15 protein-coding genes and 1 pseudogene are annotated in these 17,958 nt (G+C 66.4%); 5 read left to right on the forward strand and 11 right to left on the reverse strand.

Features of this window, described 5'->3' with window-relative positions; genetic code table 11:
• Positions 1–3: 3 nt before the first annotated feature.
• From ACFXJL_RS32730 to ACFXJL_RS32770, 9 genes are all read right to left on the reverse strand, one after another.
• A complete protein-coding gene (locus ACFXJL_RS32730; protein ID WP_384698650.1) occupies positions 4–1,323 on the reverse strand; it encodes an acyl-CoA dehydrogenase family protein in 1,320 nt (439 codons plus the stop codon).
• Positions 1,324–1,400: 77 nt separating this feature from the next.
• Entirely contained in the window at positions 1,401–2,411 is a 1,011-nt protein-coding gene (rfbB, locus tag ACFXJL_RS32735) for a dTDP-glucose 4,6-dehydratase (protein WP_384698653.1), read from the reverse strand.
• Positions 2,398–3,294, reverse strand: coding sequence for a glucose-1-phosphate thymidylyltransferase RfbA (gene rfbA / locus ACFXJL_RS32740; protein ID WP_384698656.1), 897 nt, complete (start codon positions 3,292–3,294; stop codon positions 2,398–2,400). The genes rfbB and rfbA overlap by 14 nt, the downstream gene beginning before the upstream one ends.
• A 1,483-nt stretch (positions 3,295–4,777) precedes the next feature.
• Positions 4,778–5,776 carry a Gfo/Idh/MocA family protein gene (locus ACFXJL_RS32745; RefSeq protein ID WP_384698659.1) on the reverse strand — a complete coding sequence of 333 codons (999 nt, stop codon included), beginning with the start codon at positions 5,774–5,776 and terminating at the stop codon, positions 4,778–4,780.
• Between the two features lie 87 nt (positions 5,777–5,863).
• Positions 5,864–6,637, reverse strand: coding sequence for a dTDP-4-dehydrorhamnose 3,5-epimerase family protein (locus ACFXJL_RS32750; protein WP_384698662.1), 774 nt, complete (start codon positions 6,635–6,637; stop codon positions 5,864–5,866).
• Positions 6,582–7,310 carry a BTAD domain-containing putative transcriptional regulator gene (locus ACFXJL_RS32755; RefSeq protein WP_384698665.1) on the reverse strand — a complete coding sequence of 243 codons (729 nt, stop codon included), beginning with the start codon at positions 7,308–7,310 and terminating at the stop codon, positions 6,582–6,584. Before ACFXJL_RS32755 ends, ACFXJL_RS32750 begins: the two co-directional genes overlap by 56 nt.
• A gap of 68 nt (positions 7,311–7,378) precedes the next feature.
• The gene (locus ACFXJL_RS32760; RefSeq protein WP_384698668.1) at positions 7,379–7,528 is read right to left on the reverse strand and encodes a hypothetical protein; all 150 of its coding nucleotides are present in this window, start codon (positions 7,526–7,528) and stop codon (positions 7,379–7,381) included.
• A 1,852-nt stretch (positions 7,529–9,380) separates the two neighbouring features.
• Positions 9,381–10,193, reverse strand: a complete 813-nt coding sequence (locus ACFXJL_RS32765) for a hypothetical protein (RefSeq protein WP_384698671.1) — start codon at positions 10,191–10,193, stop codon at positions 9,381–9,383.
• A gap of 124 nt (positions 10,194–10,317) precedes the next feature.
• Entirely contained in the window at positions 10,318–10,632 is a 315-nt protein-coding gene (locus ACFXJL_RS32770) for a hypothetical protein (protein WP_384698673.1), read from the reverse strand.
• Between the two features lie 458 nt (positions 10,633–11,090).
• On the opposite strand from ACFXJL_RS32770, the gene ACFXJL_RS32775 reads away from it, so the two are divergent.
• Together ACFXJL_RS32775 and ACFXJL_RS32780 are read left to right on the forward strand one after the other, a co-directional pair.
• Entirely contained in the window at positions 11,091–11,417 is a 327-nt protein-coding gene (locus ACFXJL_RS32775; protein WP_384698772.1) for a WD40 repeat domain-containing protein, read from the forward strand.
• Between the two features lie 321 nt (positions 11,418–11,738).
• Positions 11,739–12,179, forward strand: coding sequence for a hypothetical protein (locus ACFXJL_RS32780; RefSeq protein WP_358880704.1), 441 nt, complete (start codon positions 11,739–11,741; stop codon positions 12,177–12,179).
• A 637-nt stretch (positions 12,180–12,816) separates the two neighbouring features.
• Here ACFXJL_RS32780 and ACFXJL_RS32785 read toward each other — a convergent pair.
• Positions 12,817–13,584: pseudogene (locus tag ACFXJL_RS32785) on the reverse strand (AraC family transcriptional regulator); the annotation flags it as partial.
• A gap of 162 nt (positions 13,585–13,746) precedes the next feature.
• On the opposite strand from ACFXJL_RS32785, the gene ACFXJL_RS32790 reads away from it, so the two are divergent.
• Both ACFXJL_RS32790 and ACFXJL_RS32795 read left to right on the forward strand, forming a co-directional pair.
• Positions 13,747–15,219 (forward strand): DHA2 family efflux MFS transporter permease subunit, encoded by a 1,473-nt coding sequence (locus ACFXJL_RS32790; RefSeq protein WP_384698676.1) that lies wholly within the window; start codon positions 13,747–13,749, stop codon positions 15,217–15,219.
• A gap of 680 nt (positions 15,220–15,899) precedes the next feature.
• On the forward strand, positions 15,900–16,379 hold the full coding sequence (locus tag ACFXJL_RS32795) for a nuclear transport factor 2 family protein (protein ID WP_384698679.1): 480 nt from the start codon (positions 15,900–15,902) through the stop codon (positions 16,377–16,379).
• Between the two features lie 451 nt (positions 16,380–16,830).
• Here ACFXJL_RS32795 and ACFXJL_RS32800 read toward each other — a convergent pair whose 3' ends face one another.
• A complete protein-coding gene (locus ACFXJL_RS32800) occupies positions 16,831–16,998 on the reverse strand; it encodes a hypothetical protein (RefSeq protein WP_384698682.1) in 168 nt (55 codons plus the stop codon).
• Between the two features lie 291 nt (positions 16,999–17,289).
• Here ACFXJL_RS32800 and ACFXJL_RS32805 point away from each other — a divergent pair, with 291 nt between their 5' ends.
• The gene (locus ACFXJL_RS32805) at positions 17,290–17,514 is read left to right on the forward strand and encodes a hypothetical protein (RefSeq protein WP_384698683.1); all 225 of its coding nucleotides are present in this window, start codon (positions 17,290–17,292) and stop codon (positions 17,512–17,514) included.
• Positions 17,515–17,958 lie beyond the last annotated feature (444 nt).

Below are 17,958 nucleotides of genomic sequence, written 5' to 3' on the forward strand. Positions count from 1 at the left end.
CCCTCACCGTGACATTGGCTTACAACGCGATGGATCCGCTGAATTTCCATTGCTCGTGGAGCGGGCCGCCCAGGTGCTCATGTAGTTGTTGTCCCGCTCGATCCCGAGCGCTTGCGCGCTCAGGAAGTCCACGCCGTCCGCGTAGGCGTACGGCTGCATGAACCCGCCCGCCCGGACGTCGCGGTAGAGTCGCGACAGCGGATGGGCTCCGGTGAACGACGCGCCACCGACCAGGGTCAGGCAGTCGTCGACGATGGCCGGAGCCATCTGGTTGACCGTCAGCTTGGCGCGCTGGAAGTGCCGCATCATCTGCCTGCCGCGCTCGTCGAGGTCTCCCGACAGGTCGGCGTTGAAGGCGTCGACCGCGGTCAGAGTGGTGCTGAGCGTGGCATGGAGCACGTAGAGACGGGCGTCCAGCTCCGCCACCAGAGTCAGCGTTGCGGCCTGCGGAGCAGAGGAACGGCGCGCGAGCGCCCCCACCGCGAGGTCATAGGCGGCCTGGGCAATGCCGACGTACAAACCCAGCATCGAGACGGAGCTGACCGTCTGACCGGCGAGGACCGCGTCCTTGCGAGCCCCCACGACATCGCGCACGATGACGTCCTGGGCCGGGATGGGACAGTTGTCGAAGACGATGTCCATCGTGCCCGACGCGCGCATTCCGAGGCCGTCCCAGTTGTCCAGGACGGTGAATCCCGGAGTGTTGCTGCTGACGACGGGAGACACCAGCCTCGGCGGTCCGTCTGTGCCGTCCGTGCGTGCGTTGATGAAGAAGTGCGTGCCGATGGGTGCCATGGACACCAGGGTCTTGCGACCGGACAGCACCCACCCACCCGACCCGTCCGGCGTCAGTGTCGTCACCGTGGAGTGATGGTCCTTGATGCCCGAGCACAGGACCGCGTCGCCCGCGACCATCATCCGCATCAGCCGCTCCGCCAGCGTGCGGGCGTTTGTGTCACCGTGCCGCCACTCGTAGCCGAGGGTGAGTCCCCGGCTGAGCTGGAGATGCAACGCCAGCGCTGTCGAGGCGTCAGCCTGTGCCACGGACCGGAGCGCGACCGCCACGTCGAACAGCCGGTCCACTCCCAGCCCACCCAGCTCGGTCGGTACCGTTGCGCCCATCAGACCTTCCTTGCGGAGCGCGTCGAAAGTCTCGGTGGGAAACACGGCGTTGCGGTCGTTCTCCGCCGCGGTGGCCCGGATGCGCGGCAGATGCTCGGCGAGCCGCTGGAGCAGGGCTCGACCGGCAGGAGTGACCGGTGCGTCGAACCCCGTCGCCGGGACCTGGGGTGTCGTGACTGAGGACTGGACGTGCTCGGTCATGCCATGCTCCGTATTCTCTCCATCGGTGGTCATCGGCCTACCCTCGGTCCTACCTCGGGCTGTCCGGGGTCAGCCGGTCATCCCTGCGGGGGATTGGGTGTCGGTGTGCGGCGAAGCGGTCGCCACCAGGACTGGTTCTCCATGTACCAATGGACCGTGTCGACGAGCCCGTCCGCGAAGTCGATGCGTGGCGTGTAGCCCAGCTCGTTCTTGATCTTCGTCCAGTCCACCGAGTACCGCCGGTCGTGGCCCAGGCGGTCGGCAACGTTCCGCACCGAGGACCAGTCCGCGCCCGTCTCCTTGAGCAGTTGTGCCGTGAGGTCGCGGTTGGTGAGCTCAGTCCCACCGCCGATGTTGTAGACGTCACCGGGCCGACCGCCCTCCACGACCAACTGGATGGCGCGGCAATGGTCATCCACGTGCAGCCAGTCGCGCACGTTGCTCCCTTCCCCGTACAGTGTGAGGTCCTCGCCCTCCAGCAGGTTTGTGATGAACAACGGAATGATCTTTTCGGGGTACTGATATCGCCCGTAGTTGTTCGAGCACCGCGTCACGCACACCGGAAGCCCGTAGGTCCGGTGGTAGGAGCGCGCGACAAGATCGGCGCTCGCTTTGGATGCCGAGTACGGCGAGTTCGGTTCGAGCGGATGGTCCTCGGTCCATGAACCCGCGTCGATGGAGCCATAGACCTCGTCGGTGGACACCTGGACGACCCGCCGCACACCCGCGTCCAGGCTGGCGTTGAGCACGGTGTGCGTGCCCTGCACGTTGGTGTGCATGAAATCGGCTGGGCCGGTGATCGAGCGGTCCACGTGGGACTCCGCCGCGAAGTGCACCACGACATCCACGCCTTGGAGTGCGTCGGCCAACAGGTCCGCGTCACAGACATCTCCGACCACCAGCTCGAACCGCCGGTCATCGGAGACCGGAGCCAGGTTCTCCTCATTGCCGGCGTAGGTCAGCTTGTCCAGAACGACGACCGAGGCGTCGGCGAACTCCGGATACGCGCCCGAGAGGATCTGCCGCACGTAGTGCGAACCGATGAATCCGGCACCGCCGGTGACGACCACACGACTATTGCGCGACATATGTCAGCCTGCCCCATCTGGTGTCACTGGCGATCTCCATGACGTACTGGCCGTATCCCGAGTTCTTGTGTTTCTTCCCGAGGGAGTAGCAACTCCCGGCGTCGATGTAGCCCCGACGAAGGGCTATCTCCTCCAGGCAGGCGATCCGGCCGCCCGAACGCTGCTGCTCCCGTACGAAGTGCGTCGCGTCCAACAGACCGTCGTAGGTACCCGCGTCCAGCCATGTGGTCTCCGCCCCGAAGGAGTGGAGCCGTGCTCGGCCCTGTTGCAGGTAGACCCGGTTCACATCGGTGATCTCAAGCTCCCCGCGCGCCGACGGCGTGATGCTGTGAGCTATCTCGACGACGTCGTTGGAGTAGATGTAGAGACCCGTCGCGATCTCCGAGCTGCGCGGCTTGGATGGCTTCTCCTCGATCCCGATCACTCGTCCGTCGGGAGCCTTCTCCACCACTCCGTACGGACGCGGGTCGGCGACCGAGTGGCCGAACAGCACGCATCCGTCGACGTCCTTCATGCTGCGTGCAAGGACGTCCGGCAACTCGGGGGAGTGGAAGATGTTGTCGCCCAGGACGAGGGAAACCGAATCGGAACCCACGAATTCGGCCCCTACCCGGAATGCGTCGGCGATTCCGGCGGCCTGCGGCTGCTCCGCGTAGGAGATGCGCAGGCCGAGTTCCGCGCCGTCCCCAAGCGCTTTCTGGAAAAGTGGTAGGTCCGTCGGCGTCGAAATGACGAGGAAGTCCCGTACACCGCCCAGCATGAGAGTGGACAGGGGATAATAGATCATGGGTTTGTCGTACACCGGAAGTAATTGCTTGGAGAGGGCGAAGGTCAGCGGATATAGGCGCGTTCCCGTTCCCCCCGCCAGGATTATTCCCTTCACGGGTGACACCTCTGTCGTCATTAGCTGAGTCGCGGAATGTAATCGCTGATCATGCGTGACTTCTTCGGGTGTTTCACTGCCCCTGCGCGAGGGGCCAGACAGGCTCGCCGTGAGGGCTGGGGCCGGTGGTCCCCGGTACGGACCGCCGGCAGGCGCGGAACGGGACGAGCGGACGGCGGGGCCTGACGCCGCGGCGGAAGCACACGACTCCGTCCTGCCGCTGCCCTCCCACGATGGCCCGGGCAGGGAGCGCGTCCCCAGATCGCGGCACGCGGGCCCCTGACACGCTGCGGGCCGGCGGCAGCGCGGGGTACGTGGCTGGCGGTCCGCTGAGGGTTCGTTGCGGGTCGGTATGTAGCTACCGACCCGCCAGAAGCCTGTTCACCGAGCGTCTGGCGTCCCACGGCGTGGACGGGGCTCCCCAGGCGTACCTGCCGCGCGAGCCGACTGCCCTCCTGGAGATGGGCCTGATTCGAGGGACCCGGACGTGGCAGTTGCCTGATGCGCCCGCCCACGCGACCTTGGTCACCAGCCGGAGAGTGATTTCCTGCTCTCGACAGACCATGGCCGACCCGCGGGATTCGGCGCGACTTCGCTCCTGTGTCTCTCACATACGCGAGCACTGCATCAACCCCCTCACCGCCCTCCGATGCCTGTTTGCCGGACGGCTTTGGATGGCGCTCCCGTCAACCGAAAACCCTCAACGGTTCAGATCACCCTATTCTTGCGACACAAAAGGCTTCTTAAATAGCTCTAAGAGCGTTCTGGAAAAAGCCTTGCCCAGACCTTGTGTCGCGTTGAGTCCGGTGTTCCGATGCTGGTCTTCCTCGCCGTCCTTCCGCGAAGAGCAGTCATCCCAGCGACAGATGAGGGTGTTTCGGACCGCCGCAATTGTCGGCCCGCGGGAGAAGGGGCACGCCGTCGAGCATGATGCGGACGGTCGCCACGAGCTTGGCTTCGACCGCACAAGCCGGCTGTGCTCGCTCGATCCTCGATCCTCGATCCTCGATCCTCGATCGATGGATCGGTGCCCTTTGCGCCAGGGTTCCGACCATGCCCGAGACCGAGCTCCCTGCCGGGCTGCCCGACTGACGGGGGTAGTCGTCGCCCGTCATTTCGCGCCGCGGTGCCCACATCCTGGACAACCGCAATGTCCCTGGGCGGAGCCTGGAAGGTGGACACAGTCAAGTCGGCCCGCGCGGTTGTCATGGTGACACGGAGTCGAGTTCGGCACCCTGGCTGCGTTCGCCGTGTGACAGGCGCAGCTGTCGGCTGCTGGAGAACTGTCGTACCCGGAAGGCTCGGCTGATTGCTCCGTACCCGCGCAGTGAGCCGGTCGTACGGGTGGCACGGGTGCCCCCTGGGCGACGCCCGTCACTCCACTCGTCGAAGGGGAGTCGACAGGGCTTCGCTCGGCGTCCTGTCGGCCGAGGGCCCGAAGAAGCTTCGGACCGATCCGGCTCGGAAACCAGCGTCGGAGGGCTCAGGGAAAGTAGATGTTGCGCGAGTTCATTCGAACGGCGTCCACGAGGGACGCCTGACGTACAGAGTTCCGCGACCACTCCTCAGGACGCTCTCCGCTGAGAACTGCCCGGGCGAAGGCGCGGATACTCATGGCGAATTGGTCCTCCGGGGGGAGGACGAACTGCTCGGCGTGATCCTGCCGTTCGACGTGGACCACCGGTTGGTAGGACGCCGGAGGAGTGAAGACGCGGTTCAGCCAGAGGCGGCCGGCGCTTCCCCTGAACTCGTAGCTGTTCGTGTAGGAGTGCTCCATGCCGAACGTGAGCTGTGCGGTCACACCTCGATCGGTGGTCATGAGCGCGTTCCCTCCGACCACGACACCGTGGGACCGTTCGTGTCGGAGTACGGAGCCCGCGACGTCGAGGTCCATGCCGAGAAAGAAGCCGGTCGCACGGATCGGGTACACACCGATGTCTAGCAGCGCTCCGCCGCCCACGTCTGCCTGGTACCGGATGTCGCCCTGCGGCTTGGGCGGGATGGTGAAGCTGGCTGCGAACGAGCGGATCTCTCCGATGACGCCCTCCGCGAGCATGGCCGCGACCCGCTGGTGCTGGGGATGGTGGAGAAACATGAAGTTCTCCATCAGCAGGAGTTGTCGATCCGCGGCCAGTGCGAACAAGCGCTCGGCCTGGTTCCGGTCAGTGGTGAGCGGCTTCTCCGCGAGGACGTGCTTGCCCGCGCACAACGCTCGGTCGATCCACTCGGCGTGGAGAACGGCCGGAAGCGGAACGTACACCGCGTCGACGTCGTCCCGTTCCAGTAGGGCGGCGTAGCCCTCCACCGGCTCTCCACCGAACCGTTCGGTGAACCGCTGCGCCCGGTCCCTTCTCCGACTGGCGATGGCTGTCACCTCGGTGCGTGGTTCGGCCTCCAACGCGGGCAGCCCGCGCCGCCACGCAATGTCGGCACATCCGATCACTCCGACCCGAACCGGGTTGACACTTCCCGTATGCCCCATCAGAACTCCCTGGACAAGAAGATTGTGGTGACTTGCCGACGGAGCGACGTGGTGTTCCAGGCCACGACGCACAGGGTCACGCGCCACCTAGCCAGGAGGAGGTGTGGCGGCTGCTAACGCCTGCTCGTAGGTGGGAAGTAGCCCGCGCTCCACCGCCTCGGCGAGAGTGGGTGCTGCCGCGTCCTTGTCCGATGTGATCGGCGGTCCGTCCAGTTCCCAGGGGATGCCGATTGCCGGGTCCAGGGCCTGGACGTCGATCATCGTGCCATGGACGTACTCTGCGCCGCAGAGGTAGTTCATGCACGTGTCATCGGTCAGGGCGAGAAAGGCGTGACCGATGCCGTCGGCGAGGTATACACCGATCCCGGACCGAGCCTCCTGCAAGGTCACGTCGTACTGGCCGAATGTGGGCGATCCGACCCGGAGGTCGACCGCCACGTCCATCGCCGCACCCCTCACGCACGTGACGAGTTTTGTCTGACCCGGCGGGATCGTGGTGCCATGAATCCCGCGAAGCGTGTTCTTCTTGGAGACCGAGTAGTTCACCTGTTGAATCAGGAAATGGTGGCCGGCCTGTTTGAGAAGTTCACTGAACTGCCATGCCTCATAAAAGTGGCCACGCCGGTCCCGTAGGTGATTCGTCTTGATTCGATACGCCCCGGGGATGGACGTCTCAGATACTTCAATACCGGGCACGTGGTTTCCTTCTTTACAGAGGGATGGGGGCAGGGGGAATTCCGTCGGAATCAACCGTGCGCCGAACCGAACGGAAGGCAGCGGGGTCGGGAGGTGAAGGTGCCGGCGGTCAACTGACGGCGCGCTGTGTCTTGCCGCCCGCTGCGCGTATGAACCGGAGTTCATCCAGCCGGTCGTTGAGAATGAACTCTTGCGTTTCCTGTAGGAAACGGCACGGTTCCAGGCCCAGCTCCTCGCGCATCGTCCTGCGTGCGGTCTGATAGACCATCAGGGCATCGGCCCGGCGTCCGGAACGACTGAGCGCCTCCATGAGCAGCGCGTAGAAGTCTTCTCGCAGGGGGTACTCGACGATGAGCGAGTAGAGGATGCGGATGGCCTCCCGGGCTTGGTCCGACGCTAGAAGTGAACGGGCAAGGAGCTCTTGGCACTCGACACGGAGCTCTTCGGTCTCGTTGGCGAACTCTTGGATGATCGGTCCCTCGAAGGACGATGCGTGTACCGGTTCGCGCCAGAGTGCCAGCGCCTGAGACAGGCTCTCGGCCGCAGCGGCGTGATCGCCCACGTCCATCTGTAGTCGGCCTTTTTCCGACAGGGCCATGAACACGTCGAGGTCGAGTTCGTCCCGCCCCAGGTTCAGGACGTATCCAGGGGAGCGAGTGGTGATGCACTCCCTGGTCAGGGACAACTTGTTGAGGAGCTTTCGCAATTGCGACACATAGACGTGCAGCGATGCACCCGCACGCACGGGTGGGGCGGCGCCCCACAGCTCCTGCGTCAGCTGGTCGAGCGACACGACCTGGCCATTGCGGACCAGCAGTGTTCTCAGTAGCACTTCCATCTTGTATGTTCCGACCGAGGACGTCCTGTCAGCGACCGAGACGTGAACAGGGCCCAGAAGCTCGTACCTCAATCCGTGACCTCCAGAATCAGGGTGCTACCGAAGCTCCGCGCAGCGACGACAAGGTTGTCGGTGGGCTTGTCGATGTGACAGGCGACCCCCGCGGTGTCCGCTTCCGGTTCGGCATCGCTGACCTGGTGGCAGTGTGGTGGTGCCATGTGCATCGGCCTGTGTCGCGTTCGTGTTGGGCGGCGCGAGTGCTTGCGGCCGGTCCGGAGGTCGTGGCGATCGGATGGACACGTCTTGCGATGCCGCTGCGGGGGGCGGCGCGCATGATCCTCACTTCGGTTCCCCCGTTAGGAATGAAAATCCGTGGCGGCGTGTGCGGGCCTGTGAGGCGCAGGTGCGAAACGTGTGAACGTATTCGCGTGAGGGCTCCTGATCCAGGGGCTCCTCATGATCCTGACAAGCGCTGCTAGCGAGTCTTCCGGTCGGTGGACAGATTTCGCAAGAGTGTGTTCCAGCCAGTGAAACCATGCGATAACTTCGGTCAGATTTACGGGAGTTCGCACGTGTGCCTCTCTCCGATGTGCATATCGACAGCGACGGGAACCGGCCTTCCGAACCTCTCCTGCTTTTGTTCGGATGGCCTGTGAAAGGACCCGCGGTCTTCACGTCCTTCGCCGCTGTGCACGGCGCCGACCGCACGCCCCCGAATGCCAAGTGATGCAGGCGGCGATCCGTGGGCGCCGCATCCCGTCTAGCCGTTGCCGCCTTCGCCACCCCACCCTCACGGGCATCCGTCCCGCGTCAGCGGACGGTGACCGCCGCCGCCCGTGGCACACACTCCACGAAACCCCGAGGCCGTTTTACCGGCCCGGATGGCGGGTGGTCCGCCCCTGGGCGCGAGGCGGCCTTCCCTCAGGCGATGCGCAACGAGGAGGTGTGGCAGACCGAGGGATGCACCGAGGTCGAACGCCGCCCTCATCTGTCCTGCGCTCCCGTGTGCCCGGCTGCCGGGCGGCCCACGAGCCCGCGCGGTGGGCGATGAGTTCGGGGCCACGGTGTGACGGCGTTGTCATTCTGTCGGTCGCACCGGGTCCGGTCCGGGTGGGGCTTTGAGCCTCCGTGAGGACTCTGCTCCCGCTCCAAGACCGGCAGTGGGACAGTGGCAGAGGTGGTCGAGAGTTGGCCAACGTGAGCGCGGAGTACCGCCTTCAAATCGGCTGGCAATATGGACTGTTGAGCATTGGTGGGCGCTCCAGACGGCTGGAGCGCCGTGAACGCCGCGCGACCCTCGGACTCTCTCGGCGCGGGTACCTGGGGAGATGGGTCGACAACGGGTGCAAGGCTCGTGGGTATCGCGATGGCTGCGGCGATCCCACCTCGATTTCCGTATCACTCGACCCCGTATGCGTGCGGAGAGCCGACTCGTCACCAGGTATCACGTGATCCCTGGCAACCTCCCGCTCGGTACGGGTGAAGGGCCCGGACTCGGTCGAGAAGCCAAGAGTCAGAGTGCGACGCCAGGTGCCCTGCCGAGCCCCTACACGGCCTTGTCCCAGACGCCTCCTACGACTGGTTCCACCTCTCGCCGTTCACCCTCGGCCCTGGCTTCGGCAGGAACGCCGCACAGGGCGTGGCCCGGCGCACCGGGCTGGCCGTCCCGGGCACGCAGCGGCTCGCTCCCTCTGCCCGCTCAACGGAACTCCGCTTCGAAGAACTCGGGGAGAACGTCCAACTGAGGTTCCGATACTCCTGACTGTGGCTCGGCCCGGTGCCGTTTCCCAAGTTTCGGGAGCGAAGGGAAACGGCTTGGTGGGAGAGGACTTGCCGTCCGTCGCTATCACTGTGCGATGGGCCGTGCCATGCAGAGAAAGGGCCCTACGGATGATCGTCCCCGCGACGGAGCGTGCCAGCAGCGAGGTGCCACCCCGCGGCCCCACTTCGCCGAGAGCAACCAGGGCGCCCCTGGCCATTCACGCCCGCGACGCGGAGTGCACACCATCTTTCTCGCCCATGCGGAGGACCGCGTCGCCCGTATCCACCGCCGTCTGGGCTCGCGCGCCGTCACCCCTTGGCCGGGCCTGCGACCAGGGGGCTCAGTTTCATCACCGTGATCTCGATCTGCCCGTGGCCGTCCTCCCATCCCGCGACCTGCTCACAGCCCTCGTCCTCCAGGACGGTCGTCGTCTCATCCTGGTAGAGCGGCATCAGGCCCTCCGTGCCGTCCGTGCAGAAGTAGGCAAGGTGCGTGCGCAGCGCGGGGTGCTCGATCGTGGCCAGGTCCTGCTCCCACTCCTCATCCGGCTCCGTGGCGAAGGTGAGGGTGAGGGGAACCAGTTCCTCAGGAGTGCTGCCGGTGTCCAGGGCGACACGTAGAGCGTCGAGAAGGGTGCCGTCGCAGACCAGGCGGGGGAAGTAGATCGTCCAGGTGTCCTTGAGAGCGGAGGTGGTGAGATCGACGCCGAACCGGTCCAGCAGCGGTGCTATATCGGCGCCTCTGACCAGACTCTCCGCGAAGCAGACCGCCTTCAGGGCTGCCGCGAAGTCCTTGGGGAGCGGTGATTGTGGGCTGTCGCACCACTCGAAGTCGAAGATCGAGGCGCTGGCGTCGAACAGCGGCTGCCGATCGGGCTCGCTGCTCAGGCCGAAGGGGCAGGGGATCGGCCTGGCACCGCTCAGGGCCTGGGGGTGCACCCAGTCGGGCTCCCGCAGGAACCCGCTCTCGTTCAGCACATTGCCCCTGAAACCGACTGTGTAGACCGCGTCGGGGTCGAACTCGTCCAGGGGGCGGCCGACCAGGACGCCGAAGGCGTGGGCCAGTTCGCGGTCCCAGTCGGACAGGGAGGCTACGGGGCCTTTACGGGATTCTGCTGTCATGGCGGCACCGTAGTGCCACTCACTGACAATCTGAGGCCCACCCACCACCGGGTGCCGCACAACCCGGCCTCATGCTGTGCGTCAGAACCCGTGCGCTGACTGTGGCGGGCGTCGCTGCAACCGGTCATAGACCGGTGACCTCCCGAGCCCTTTTCAGTACGGAGCCGAGCGTGTCCACCGCGGTGCCATGCCGCCTCTCGCGCGCCGCCCGGTCCGCTGGTACCAGCCGCGCGGCAGCCTGTACGGCATAGGCGTCCGGGTCGCCGAACGCAGTCCTCGGGTCTTCTCCTGCATCCGCGCAGTGGGCCGTGACTTCCTTCACCGCCTGGAGCACCACTGCCCGGTCCACGCCCGGCTGCATGGCCAGCCGTACCTGGAATCGAGCCAGCCACTTCTCTCGGTCCTCCGCCGCGTCCGTTGTCCGGTCCTTCTTCGCCACATGCCCTCCCGGGTCGTCGGAAGCCGTCCGTTACTGGGGGCGTACGCCTACAGTTTCCAGCCGCCCCTGCCCGGAAGTCTTGGTGCAGACCTTCCGCCCCATTGAGAGCTATCACGCTTCGGCTCACCAACGCCAACGGCAGTCCACCGAGGAGCCCGGCGGCTTGATCGTTCTCAAGTCCACGGTGGTGGACCTGGTCCAGAATCCACCTGATACGAGCCCACCGAGCCCCCAGAGGTTCGGAACAGGCACCAACTGTGTCACCCCGGGCAGTCCCATGAGCGGCATGGCCGCTGCTCTACTCACTCCCGAGCGGCATCATCTCCAGCCTGCGCGGGACACCGCAGCTCCGTGTACTCGGTGGGCTTCGCTCCCAGCGGCCGGGCAACAGCCAGCGGCAGCTGCGATCGACCATCCGGCTCTCGTCCACTACCAAGTCGCCTCACCCACTGGCCGTCCTGCGCGGACGCGCCGCCACGGTCAACGCGGTGTCCTTCAGTCCGGGAAGCATCCGCGCGAGCGGCGGGCTCGACGGCACGGTGCGCCCTGTGGCCAACGACCGAGCCTCCACGCCCCCCCGCCTGCTCCGTAACTTGTACGGCGACGGACCCAACGAGGAGGTGTCCTTCAACCCCGACGGGCGCCTCCTCGCCACCCGTGGTCGCCACCGTACCTCCGCGCTGTGGAACGTCAGCGAGCCCCGCAATCTCCGCCGCTTGGCAGTTGTTGCAGGACACGCGAGCGACGTGGAGTCCGTCAGCTTCCATCCCGACGGCGCCCCCTGACAACCGCTTGCCACGCTCAACGGCCACACCGGCTACGAGCTTCCGCCGTCGACGTCGCGTGTCTGGGCCGCCCTGGCCCTCGGGCGGCCACCCGGCGCCACTCGAAGACCCGGGACACGCAGTCGGCCGCTTTGACGCCGGGGTTTAGCATGAACGACGGCCGCCTCCTCCCGGGACTTTGGGCATCCGCGATTGGCCTCGGCTGGTACCGCTCAGCCTTCGCGAGGGCGGACCCACTCCGGCCGCACTCATCCCAGCCGCCGGTGGGACGATGCCGGACCCTGGTGCGCGGGTGGCGGCCGGGCAGGCTAGTTTGCCTGGATGAGCCTTCTTGATGATGTAGCCGAGCGTGACGGCTGGCAGTGCTGGGTGTGTGACGAACCGGTCGACCCCGACGAGTCGGTGAACGACCCGCGGGGGCCCAGTGTCGACAGCCGGACCGCCGACCGGAAGGCCAAAGTCGCCGAGCGGCTCGCGCACCGCGGATGTAACACCCGCAAGGGTGCGGTCAAGGTGGTCATCGCCTGGCCGGAGCGCCTGTACGTGGTCGACCCCGCACCGCTGATCGCCGTTGCCGACAGGCTGGAACGCAAGGGAGGCCGCGAGATCGTGGGCCGTTGTCCGACCAGGAAGGACGCCCAAGAAGCGGCGGACTGGCTGGTGGACCGGTTCTCCCGACTCGTACCAGGGCTTCCGGTGACCGCCGGCATCGAGGCGGGCGGCGGCCAATTCCTCGTCGTCCTGGCCACCGGCCGCCGTTGACCGGGACCGCTCGCGCACACCGAGGTACCCACACATGACACTTCCATTGCCGGCCCCTCGTGCCTTTCTTCTGGCGCGGTAGTGAGCATTTGGACCTGCACCACACCGCCGGCCGCCGACCCGGTGCTGGTGGTGCGGTGGCCGTTGGGCCCGTCCCGTCCACCCCGGCGAGGGCGGACGGGACGGACCGAGGGTCAGTCGACGATGGTTGTCGGGGCTCAGGGTCGGGTCCAGGGGCCGCAGGCGGTGTCGGCTCCGTTCCTGCCGGTGTAGACCCGGTAGCTGAGGCCGGGTGCGGCGGCGGCCATGTTCTGTTCACTGCGGCCGGTGGCGACGCCGTTCGTGTCGCTGATGGCGCGGGCGGAGGACTCGATCGCTTGGACCGGGGACGGCGCGACCCGGAGCTAGGACCCGGGCCTGTCTCCGTGTACTTCGCTATCCATGCGCAAGCCGAACGTAGACAGCGATGGCGAGCCAGACGACGGCGACGGCCTCGACGAACATTCCGCTGCCGTCACGTCGACGAGAGCGGGGTTCGGTGCGCCGTTGTCATGGCAGATGGAGCCCGGCCCCCCATTCCCTCGGGTCCGAAGCCGCCCATAGTCATTGATGGGGCGGCGCTGCTGGCTGATGCCTCGAACGAGGTGTCGCCACTGAGGTAGCGTCCAGGGGAAGTGCCGACGGTTCGTCGGAACGCCGCGAGGAAGGCGCTCGATGTTGCGTATCCCACGGTGTGTGCGACCCGGGAAACGGGCTGACCCTCGGCCAGCAGGGGAAGCGCAGCACGCAGCCGCACATGGGTACGCCAGCGGTCGAAGTGCATGCCGGTGTCGTGGACGAACAGCCGGGTCAGGGTGCGTCTGCTGACCCCGATCGCCCGGGCGTGCGCCTCAATGCTCCGTGGGTCAGCGGGGTTGAGGAGCAGCGCGGCGGCCACGGTGCGCACCCGGTCGTCGGTGGGGTGCGGGACAATGATGGGGGCGGTCGGCAAGGGGCGCAGCAGATCCAGGACGACCGTCTCGGCAGATAGTCGTAGGTCATCGCGGAGGTCGTCGCGGCTGAGATATGCGATGAGGTGAGCCAGCAGCCCGTCGACGCCGACCGGAGTCGGGTCCGCCCAGTCCAGATCGCATCTGTCCGGTTCGAAGTAGAGGCTGCACAGCACCGCTTCACGGGTCGCGCCGGTCCGGTGGACCACCCCTGCGGGCAGCCACAGCGCACGCGAGGGTGGCAGGACCCAGTAGGCGTCGTCGACGGCGACGCCGAGCACACCGCGCCGCGCCCAGGCCAATTGGTGCTGTGGGTGGCTGTGCGGGATGAACCACTGCCCGTACGCCAACGGAAAGTTTCCGACGACGATCGCGCCCACTCCGGGCGGGACGGCTCCGACAACGGCCTTGGTCATAACCCCTAGCCTATGTCCCCAACGCGATACAGCATGGCCTGGTGGCGCATCGCGGTCGTCGTGGCCGGTGCATAGCGTCGTTCGCATGTCGATGAGTCATCCACCGCGCCATGGGCGCTACCGCAGTTCACCGTGGCCGTTCACGAGTACGGGGCGTCCGTCATGACGCTGGCACCAACCACTCTCACTGCTCGAGCCGTTGGGCGCCGTGGACCGGCCCTGGTGGTGCTGTGCTTCGTGCAGTTCATGCTGGTCCTGGATGACAACGTGGTGAGCGTGGCGCTCCCCAGCATGCGGGAGGATCTCGGCTTCTCCACCGCGGGTCTGGCCTGGGTCGTCAACGCCTACTTCCTCGCCTTCGGCGGGCTGTTGTTGCTGTTCGGCCGCATGGCCGACCTGCTGGGCCGCAGGCGCGTCTTTCTGACCGGTGTGGTGCTGTTCGGCGGGGCGAGCCTGGTCTGCGGGCTCGCGCAAGAACCCTGGCACCTCGTGACCGGACGGTTCGTCCAGGGCGCGGGCGCGGCCATGGCCAGCCCGGCCGCACTGGCACTGATCACACTGCTGTTCCCCGGGGACAAGGAACGCGCCAAGGCGTTTGGCATCTGGGGTGGCATCGCGGGCCTGGGCGGGACGATGGGCCTGGTGATCTCCGGCGCGCTGACCGGCCTGGCGTCCTGGCGCTGGATCTTCCTGATCAACCTCCCTGTTGCCCTCGCGGCCGTTGTGCTGCTCCCGCGCTTGGTCCCCGAAAGTCGGGCCGGACACGCGGTGCGCCTCGACGTACCCGGCGCGGTACTCGGAACCGGAGCCCTGGTGTCTCTGGTCTATGGACTGCTCCGGGCCGGCGAGTCGGGTTGGAGTGACACGACCGCCATCGGGCCCTTGGTTCTGTTCGTGCTCCTGGCCGTCGCCTTCATCGTGGCCGAGACACGAGCCGCCGAGCCGCTGGTGTCGTTGTCGTTCCTGTCCTATCGCATCCGCGCCGTAGCCAACGGGGCGACTCTGCTCTTCTCTGCCGCCATGTACGCGATGGCCTTCCTGCTGATGGTGCACCTACAGACCGTGCTGGGCTACCGCCCGCTCGCTGCCGGCGTCGCCTACCTGCCCTTCGGCGCAGGCATCCTTGTTGGCATGTGGCTTTCCTCCCGAGCGGTGGCCAGGCTCGGCGTGCGCCCTGCCCTCGTCACGGCGTTCCTGATCAGCGCGGCAGGACTGCTGCTGCTGTCCGGCGTGGCACCAAGCGACGGCTACGCCTCCGGAGTGCTGCCCGGCATGCTCGTCACGAGCCTCGGATGCGGACTGAGCCTGCCCGCACTGACCGTCGCCGCGCTCACAGGCACCACCGAGGAGGACGCCGGAGTCGGTTCGGCCGTCCTGAGCTCCGTTCAACAAGTCGGCGGCGCCGTGGGCGTGGCTGTGCTTGTCGCTCTGGCTTCGCGCCGCAGCGATGCCCTGGCGGCACAGGACGACCCCCTGCACGCCGCGACGGAAGGCTTCTCACTCGCGCTAGCCGTCGCCGCCGCCCTCCTCACGCTCGGCGCTGTCCTCATAGGCACCCTGCTAGGGAAGAGGCACCGCCCGGAAGAGCCGCTCGACGCCGCAGAAGCTCCAGCTAACCATGCAAACCGCAGGTAACCACCACCTTCGCCGGTCCCTATCAGTACGTGCCTGCCACACCAGGCAACTGCGGGGCGTCCCAACGATGTACGAGGCCCGAGGACAAGGGGGCGTCAGCGAGGTGCTGTCGAGGTGGTGGCTTCGCCACAGGTGGTTGCTTCTGAGCCTCCGACCCGTAGTGGGTCGTCCTCCAGGAAGCGACCCCCTTGCCCCCGGACCCTCTCGGTATGAACCACAACGGCACCGATACTGACAGGCCCTCGACCACCGGGAAGGGACGTGCTGTGCATGCAAAATGCGTGGTAGTGCAGGAGTGAGGGTCCGTCCGCGACTTCACCCAGGAAATCCGGTGTCGCGGTCTAGGCTGGGTCTGCCGTTGACTGTGTTCCAGTCCTCGCTCGCTCGACCTCCTTGGCGCGGGCCCTGATCCCGGCGATGCCCCGCGGACGATGGACGCGCACGGAGATGACGAGTATGGACAGCAGACCAAGAAGGGTCAGGATCCGGTGGCTCAACGGCTGCACTGAGCTGCACGTTTGCGCAACTGTGCTCTCTCAGTCTCGGTTTTCCCCGGCTCACCAACGCCTAGGGTCTGACGCCAGGACGCCAGGAGGGCGGATGTGAACCGGGAAAACCGTGGCTATCGACCCGGGATTTGGGTTGACCTGAAGTGCGCTTGAGGTAGCAGGCTTGCGCGCATGGATGATGAAGCGTTGCAACGCCAGCTGCGTGACCTGATCGACCGCGCCGCGATCAGCGACTTGATGGACCGCTATCTGCTCTCCTTGGACGAGGGGGTCTTCGACGAGGAGTGGGCCCGCGCCTTTCATACCGAGAACGTCACCGCAGCGATGCCAATAGGCACCGTCCACGGCCGCGATGCCTTGCTGGCGCGCGTCCGGCGCGGGATGGCACTGTTCGACCGGACTCTACATCTGGGGAGCAACGCCGTCATCGAAATCAACGGCGACCAAGCCACCGCCCGCGGCGCCCAACTGAGCACCCATGTGCTGGCGGATGGCTCGGGCAGTGTCTTCATCTCCGCGGGTCAAACCGACACTGAACTGGTCAGAACCGCTGACGGCTGGCGGGTCTCGTCCTCGTCGCTGCGCGTGACATGGACCCAGGGCACTCCACCGCAGCTGCCCGACGAACTCTCCCCAACAACCGCGTCCTAGATCCGAGCCGGGTCGGAGAACGAGCCCCGGCACGGGAGTAGTCTGCGAGGGTTGATGCTCACCGTGCTGTCGATATTGAGTTGGGTGTGGTTGGGGAGTTGAGTCAGGTGTTGCTCGGGTATGCTCTCGGCCTTGCCGCAAAGGGCTCGCATCCGGCGACTGGCGTTGGAGGGTGAGCCAGATTCTGGTCCGGATACTACTGACGTACTGCCGTGACGCGTCGCCTTTCCTCGACGGATTTGGAGCCGGTCGGGTGGCGGTCTGCCGCTAAGGAGCCCGTTCAGCTCAGGCCAGGAATCCTGCCACCAGCTTCGCCACCTCCTCCTCCGGCAGCACTGCGTGCGTTGCGTCGAGGTCCACGACCCGCACCCGTTCCACCCTCGGGCGGCGGTGAGGCGGCCAAGTCCTCGTCCAACCCCTTCCCGTACTCCATAAACAGCTCCTCGAGCCACTACATACCGGGCACCGGAGGAAGCGCCCGTCGCGCCCGGACCACCAGCAGTGGGCACGGCACCCGGCGCAGCAGCGCAAAGACCTCCAGGTCACCTAGCGCTTCCAGCATCTCCAGCGCCGCCGCGTAGAGGGCGGTCGGCGATCCCTCCGCCCAGGGAGAGGCCAACGATGGCTGCGCCGGTATCGCGTGCTCGTCGAGGGTCTTTTCGATGTCTCGTATACACCGTCGAGGTTCCAGGGGGAGAGCTCGGGGGAGCGGCCGTGGCCGGGAGATCGGCGGCGAGCACCCGGTGCCCGGCGGAGAGCCGGCTTGCGGCTTCCTCTCAGTCGGCGAGCGAATGCCCCGCATGGTGGAGCAATAGAACGGGGGCGCCGTTACCCCCGTGGTCGTGGACATGAAGGGAAGTCATGCATTTACCGTAGGGGGCCGGGCTCTGCGATTTTTCTCCTTGCCTTTTTGGCCCGGACCCACCTCAACGCGGCCATGGACCGACTCAACCAACCCGGTGTCAATGTTTGCGAAGTCCACCCGGACGCCCATGCCCAGGGCATCGCCATCGACCAGGCCGTGGCCACGCTTTCCCAACCTCAGCTGGGCAACGCCTCCACGGCCACCAGCCAGACCACGGTCATCCCCCTGGCCACGACCGCCCTCACCGCCCAGCTTCACACCCGCGGCTGACTGGCCCAGCGGTACTGCACTTGCTGAGAATTCTGCGTACTGGCTCGTGAGAAAGACATGTTCAGCGACGCGGGAATCCCCAACAGGACGGCGCCCTTGGAGAGCACGGAAGAGGTACGCCTCCAGGTGCTCGGCGTTGTTCCGCATCAAGGTGGCCACGCTTCGTCGTCGCTGACGCTGAGTTTCTCACGCAGGGCGTGGACCGCTGCGCGGCCCGGGCGCCGACCCGGGGGTGGGACCGCCGGCGCGGCTCACTCTCGCCACGGTCGTGTTGTTGGTGGTCAGTGGCCTGCCCCAGAGCTCCCCGAAGCAGCAGGCGGCTGCCATAGTGCCAGCTGACGGAGGCGGGTCGCCTTCGAGAAGGGGAAGGCTGAACCGCAGTATCCGACCGGGCCGTGGTTCACCGGCCAGCGGTTCGAGAAGGCGCTGAAGGTGATGTTCAAC

The sequence above is a fragment of the Streptomyces sp. NPDC059256 genome (genome assembly GCF_042753785.1).
Lineage (GTDB): Bacteria > Actinomycetota > Actinomycetes > Streptomycetales > Streptomycetaceae > Streptomyces.

Bases quoted from the DNA above. Each gene is read 5' to 3' on its own strand.
- ACFXJL_RS32730 (WP_384698650.1), bottom strand. From the start codon at position 1,323: ATGACCGAGCACGTCCAGTCCTCAGTCACGACACCCCAGGTCCCGGCG.
- rfbB (WP_384698653.1), bottom strand. From the start codon at position 2,411: ATGTCGCGCAATAGTCGTGTGGTCGTCACCGGCGGTGCCGGATTCATC.
- ACFXJL_RS32745 (WP_384698659.1), bottom strand. From the start codon at position 5,776: ATGGGGCATACGGGAAGTGTCAACCCGGTTCGGGTCGGAGTGATCGGA.
- ACFXJL_RS32750 (WP_384698662.1), bottom strand. From the start codon at position 6,637: ATGAACTCCGGTTCATACGCGCAGCGGGCGGCAAGACACAGCGCGCCG.
- ACFXJL_RS32755 (WP_384698665.1), bottom strand. From the start codon at position 7,310: ATGGAAGTGCTACTGAGAACACTGCTGGTCCGCAATGGCCAGGTCGTG.
- ACFXJL_RS32760 (WP_384698668.1), bottom strand. From the start codon at position 7,528: ATGGCACCACCACACTGCCACCAGGTCAGCGATGCCGAACCGGAAGCG.
- ACFXJL_RS32765 (WP_384698671.1), bottom strand. From the start codon at position 10,193: ATGACAGCAGAATCCCGTAAAGGCCCCGTAGCCTCCCTGTCCGACTGG.
- ACFXJL_RS32780 (WP_358880704.1), top strand. From the start codon at position 11,739: ATGAGCCTTCTTGATGATGTAGCCGAGCGTGACGGCTGGCAGTGCTGG.
- ACFXJL_RS32790 (WP_384698676.1), top strand. From the start codon at position 13,747: ATGACGCTGGCACCAACCACTCTCACTGCTCGAGCCGTTGGGCGCCGT.
- ACFXJL_RS32795 (WP_384698679.1), top strand. From the start codon at position 15,900: ATGGATGATGAAGCGTTGCAACGCCAGCTGCGTGACCTGATCGACCGC.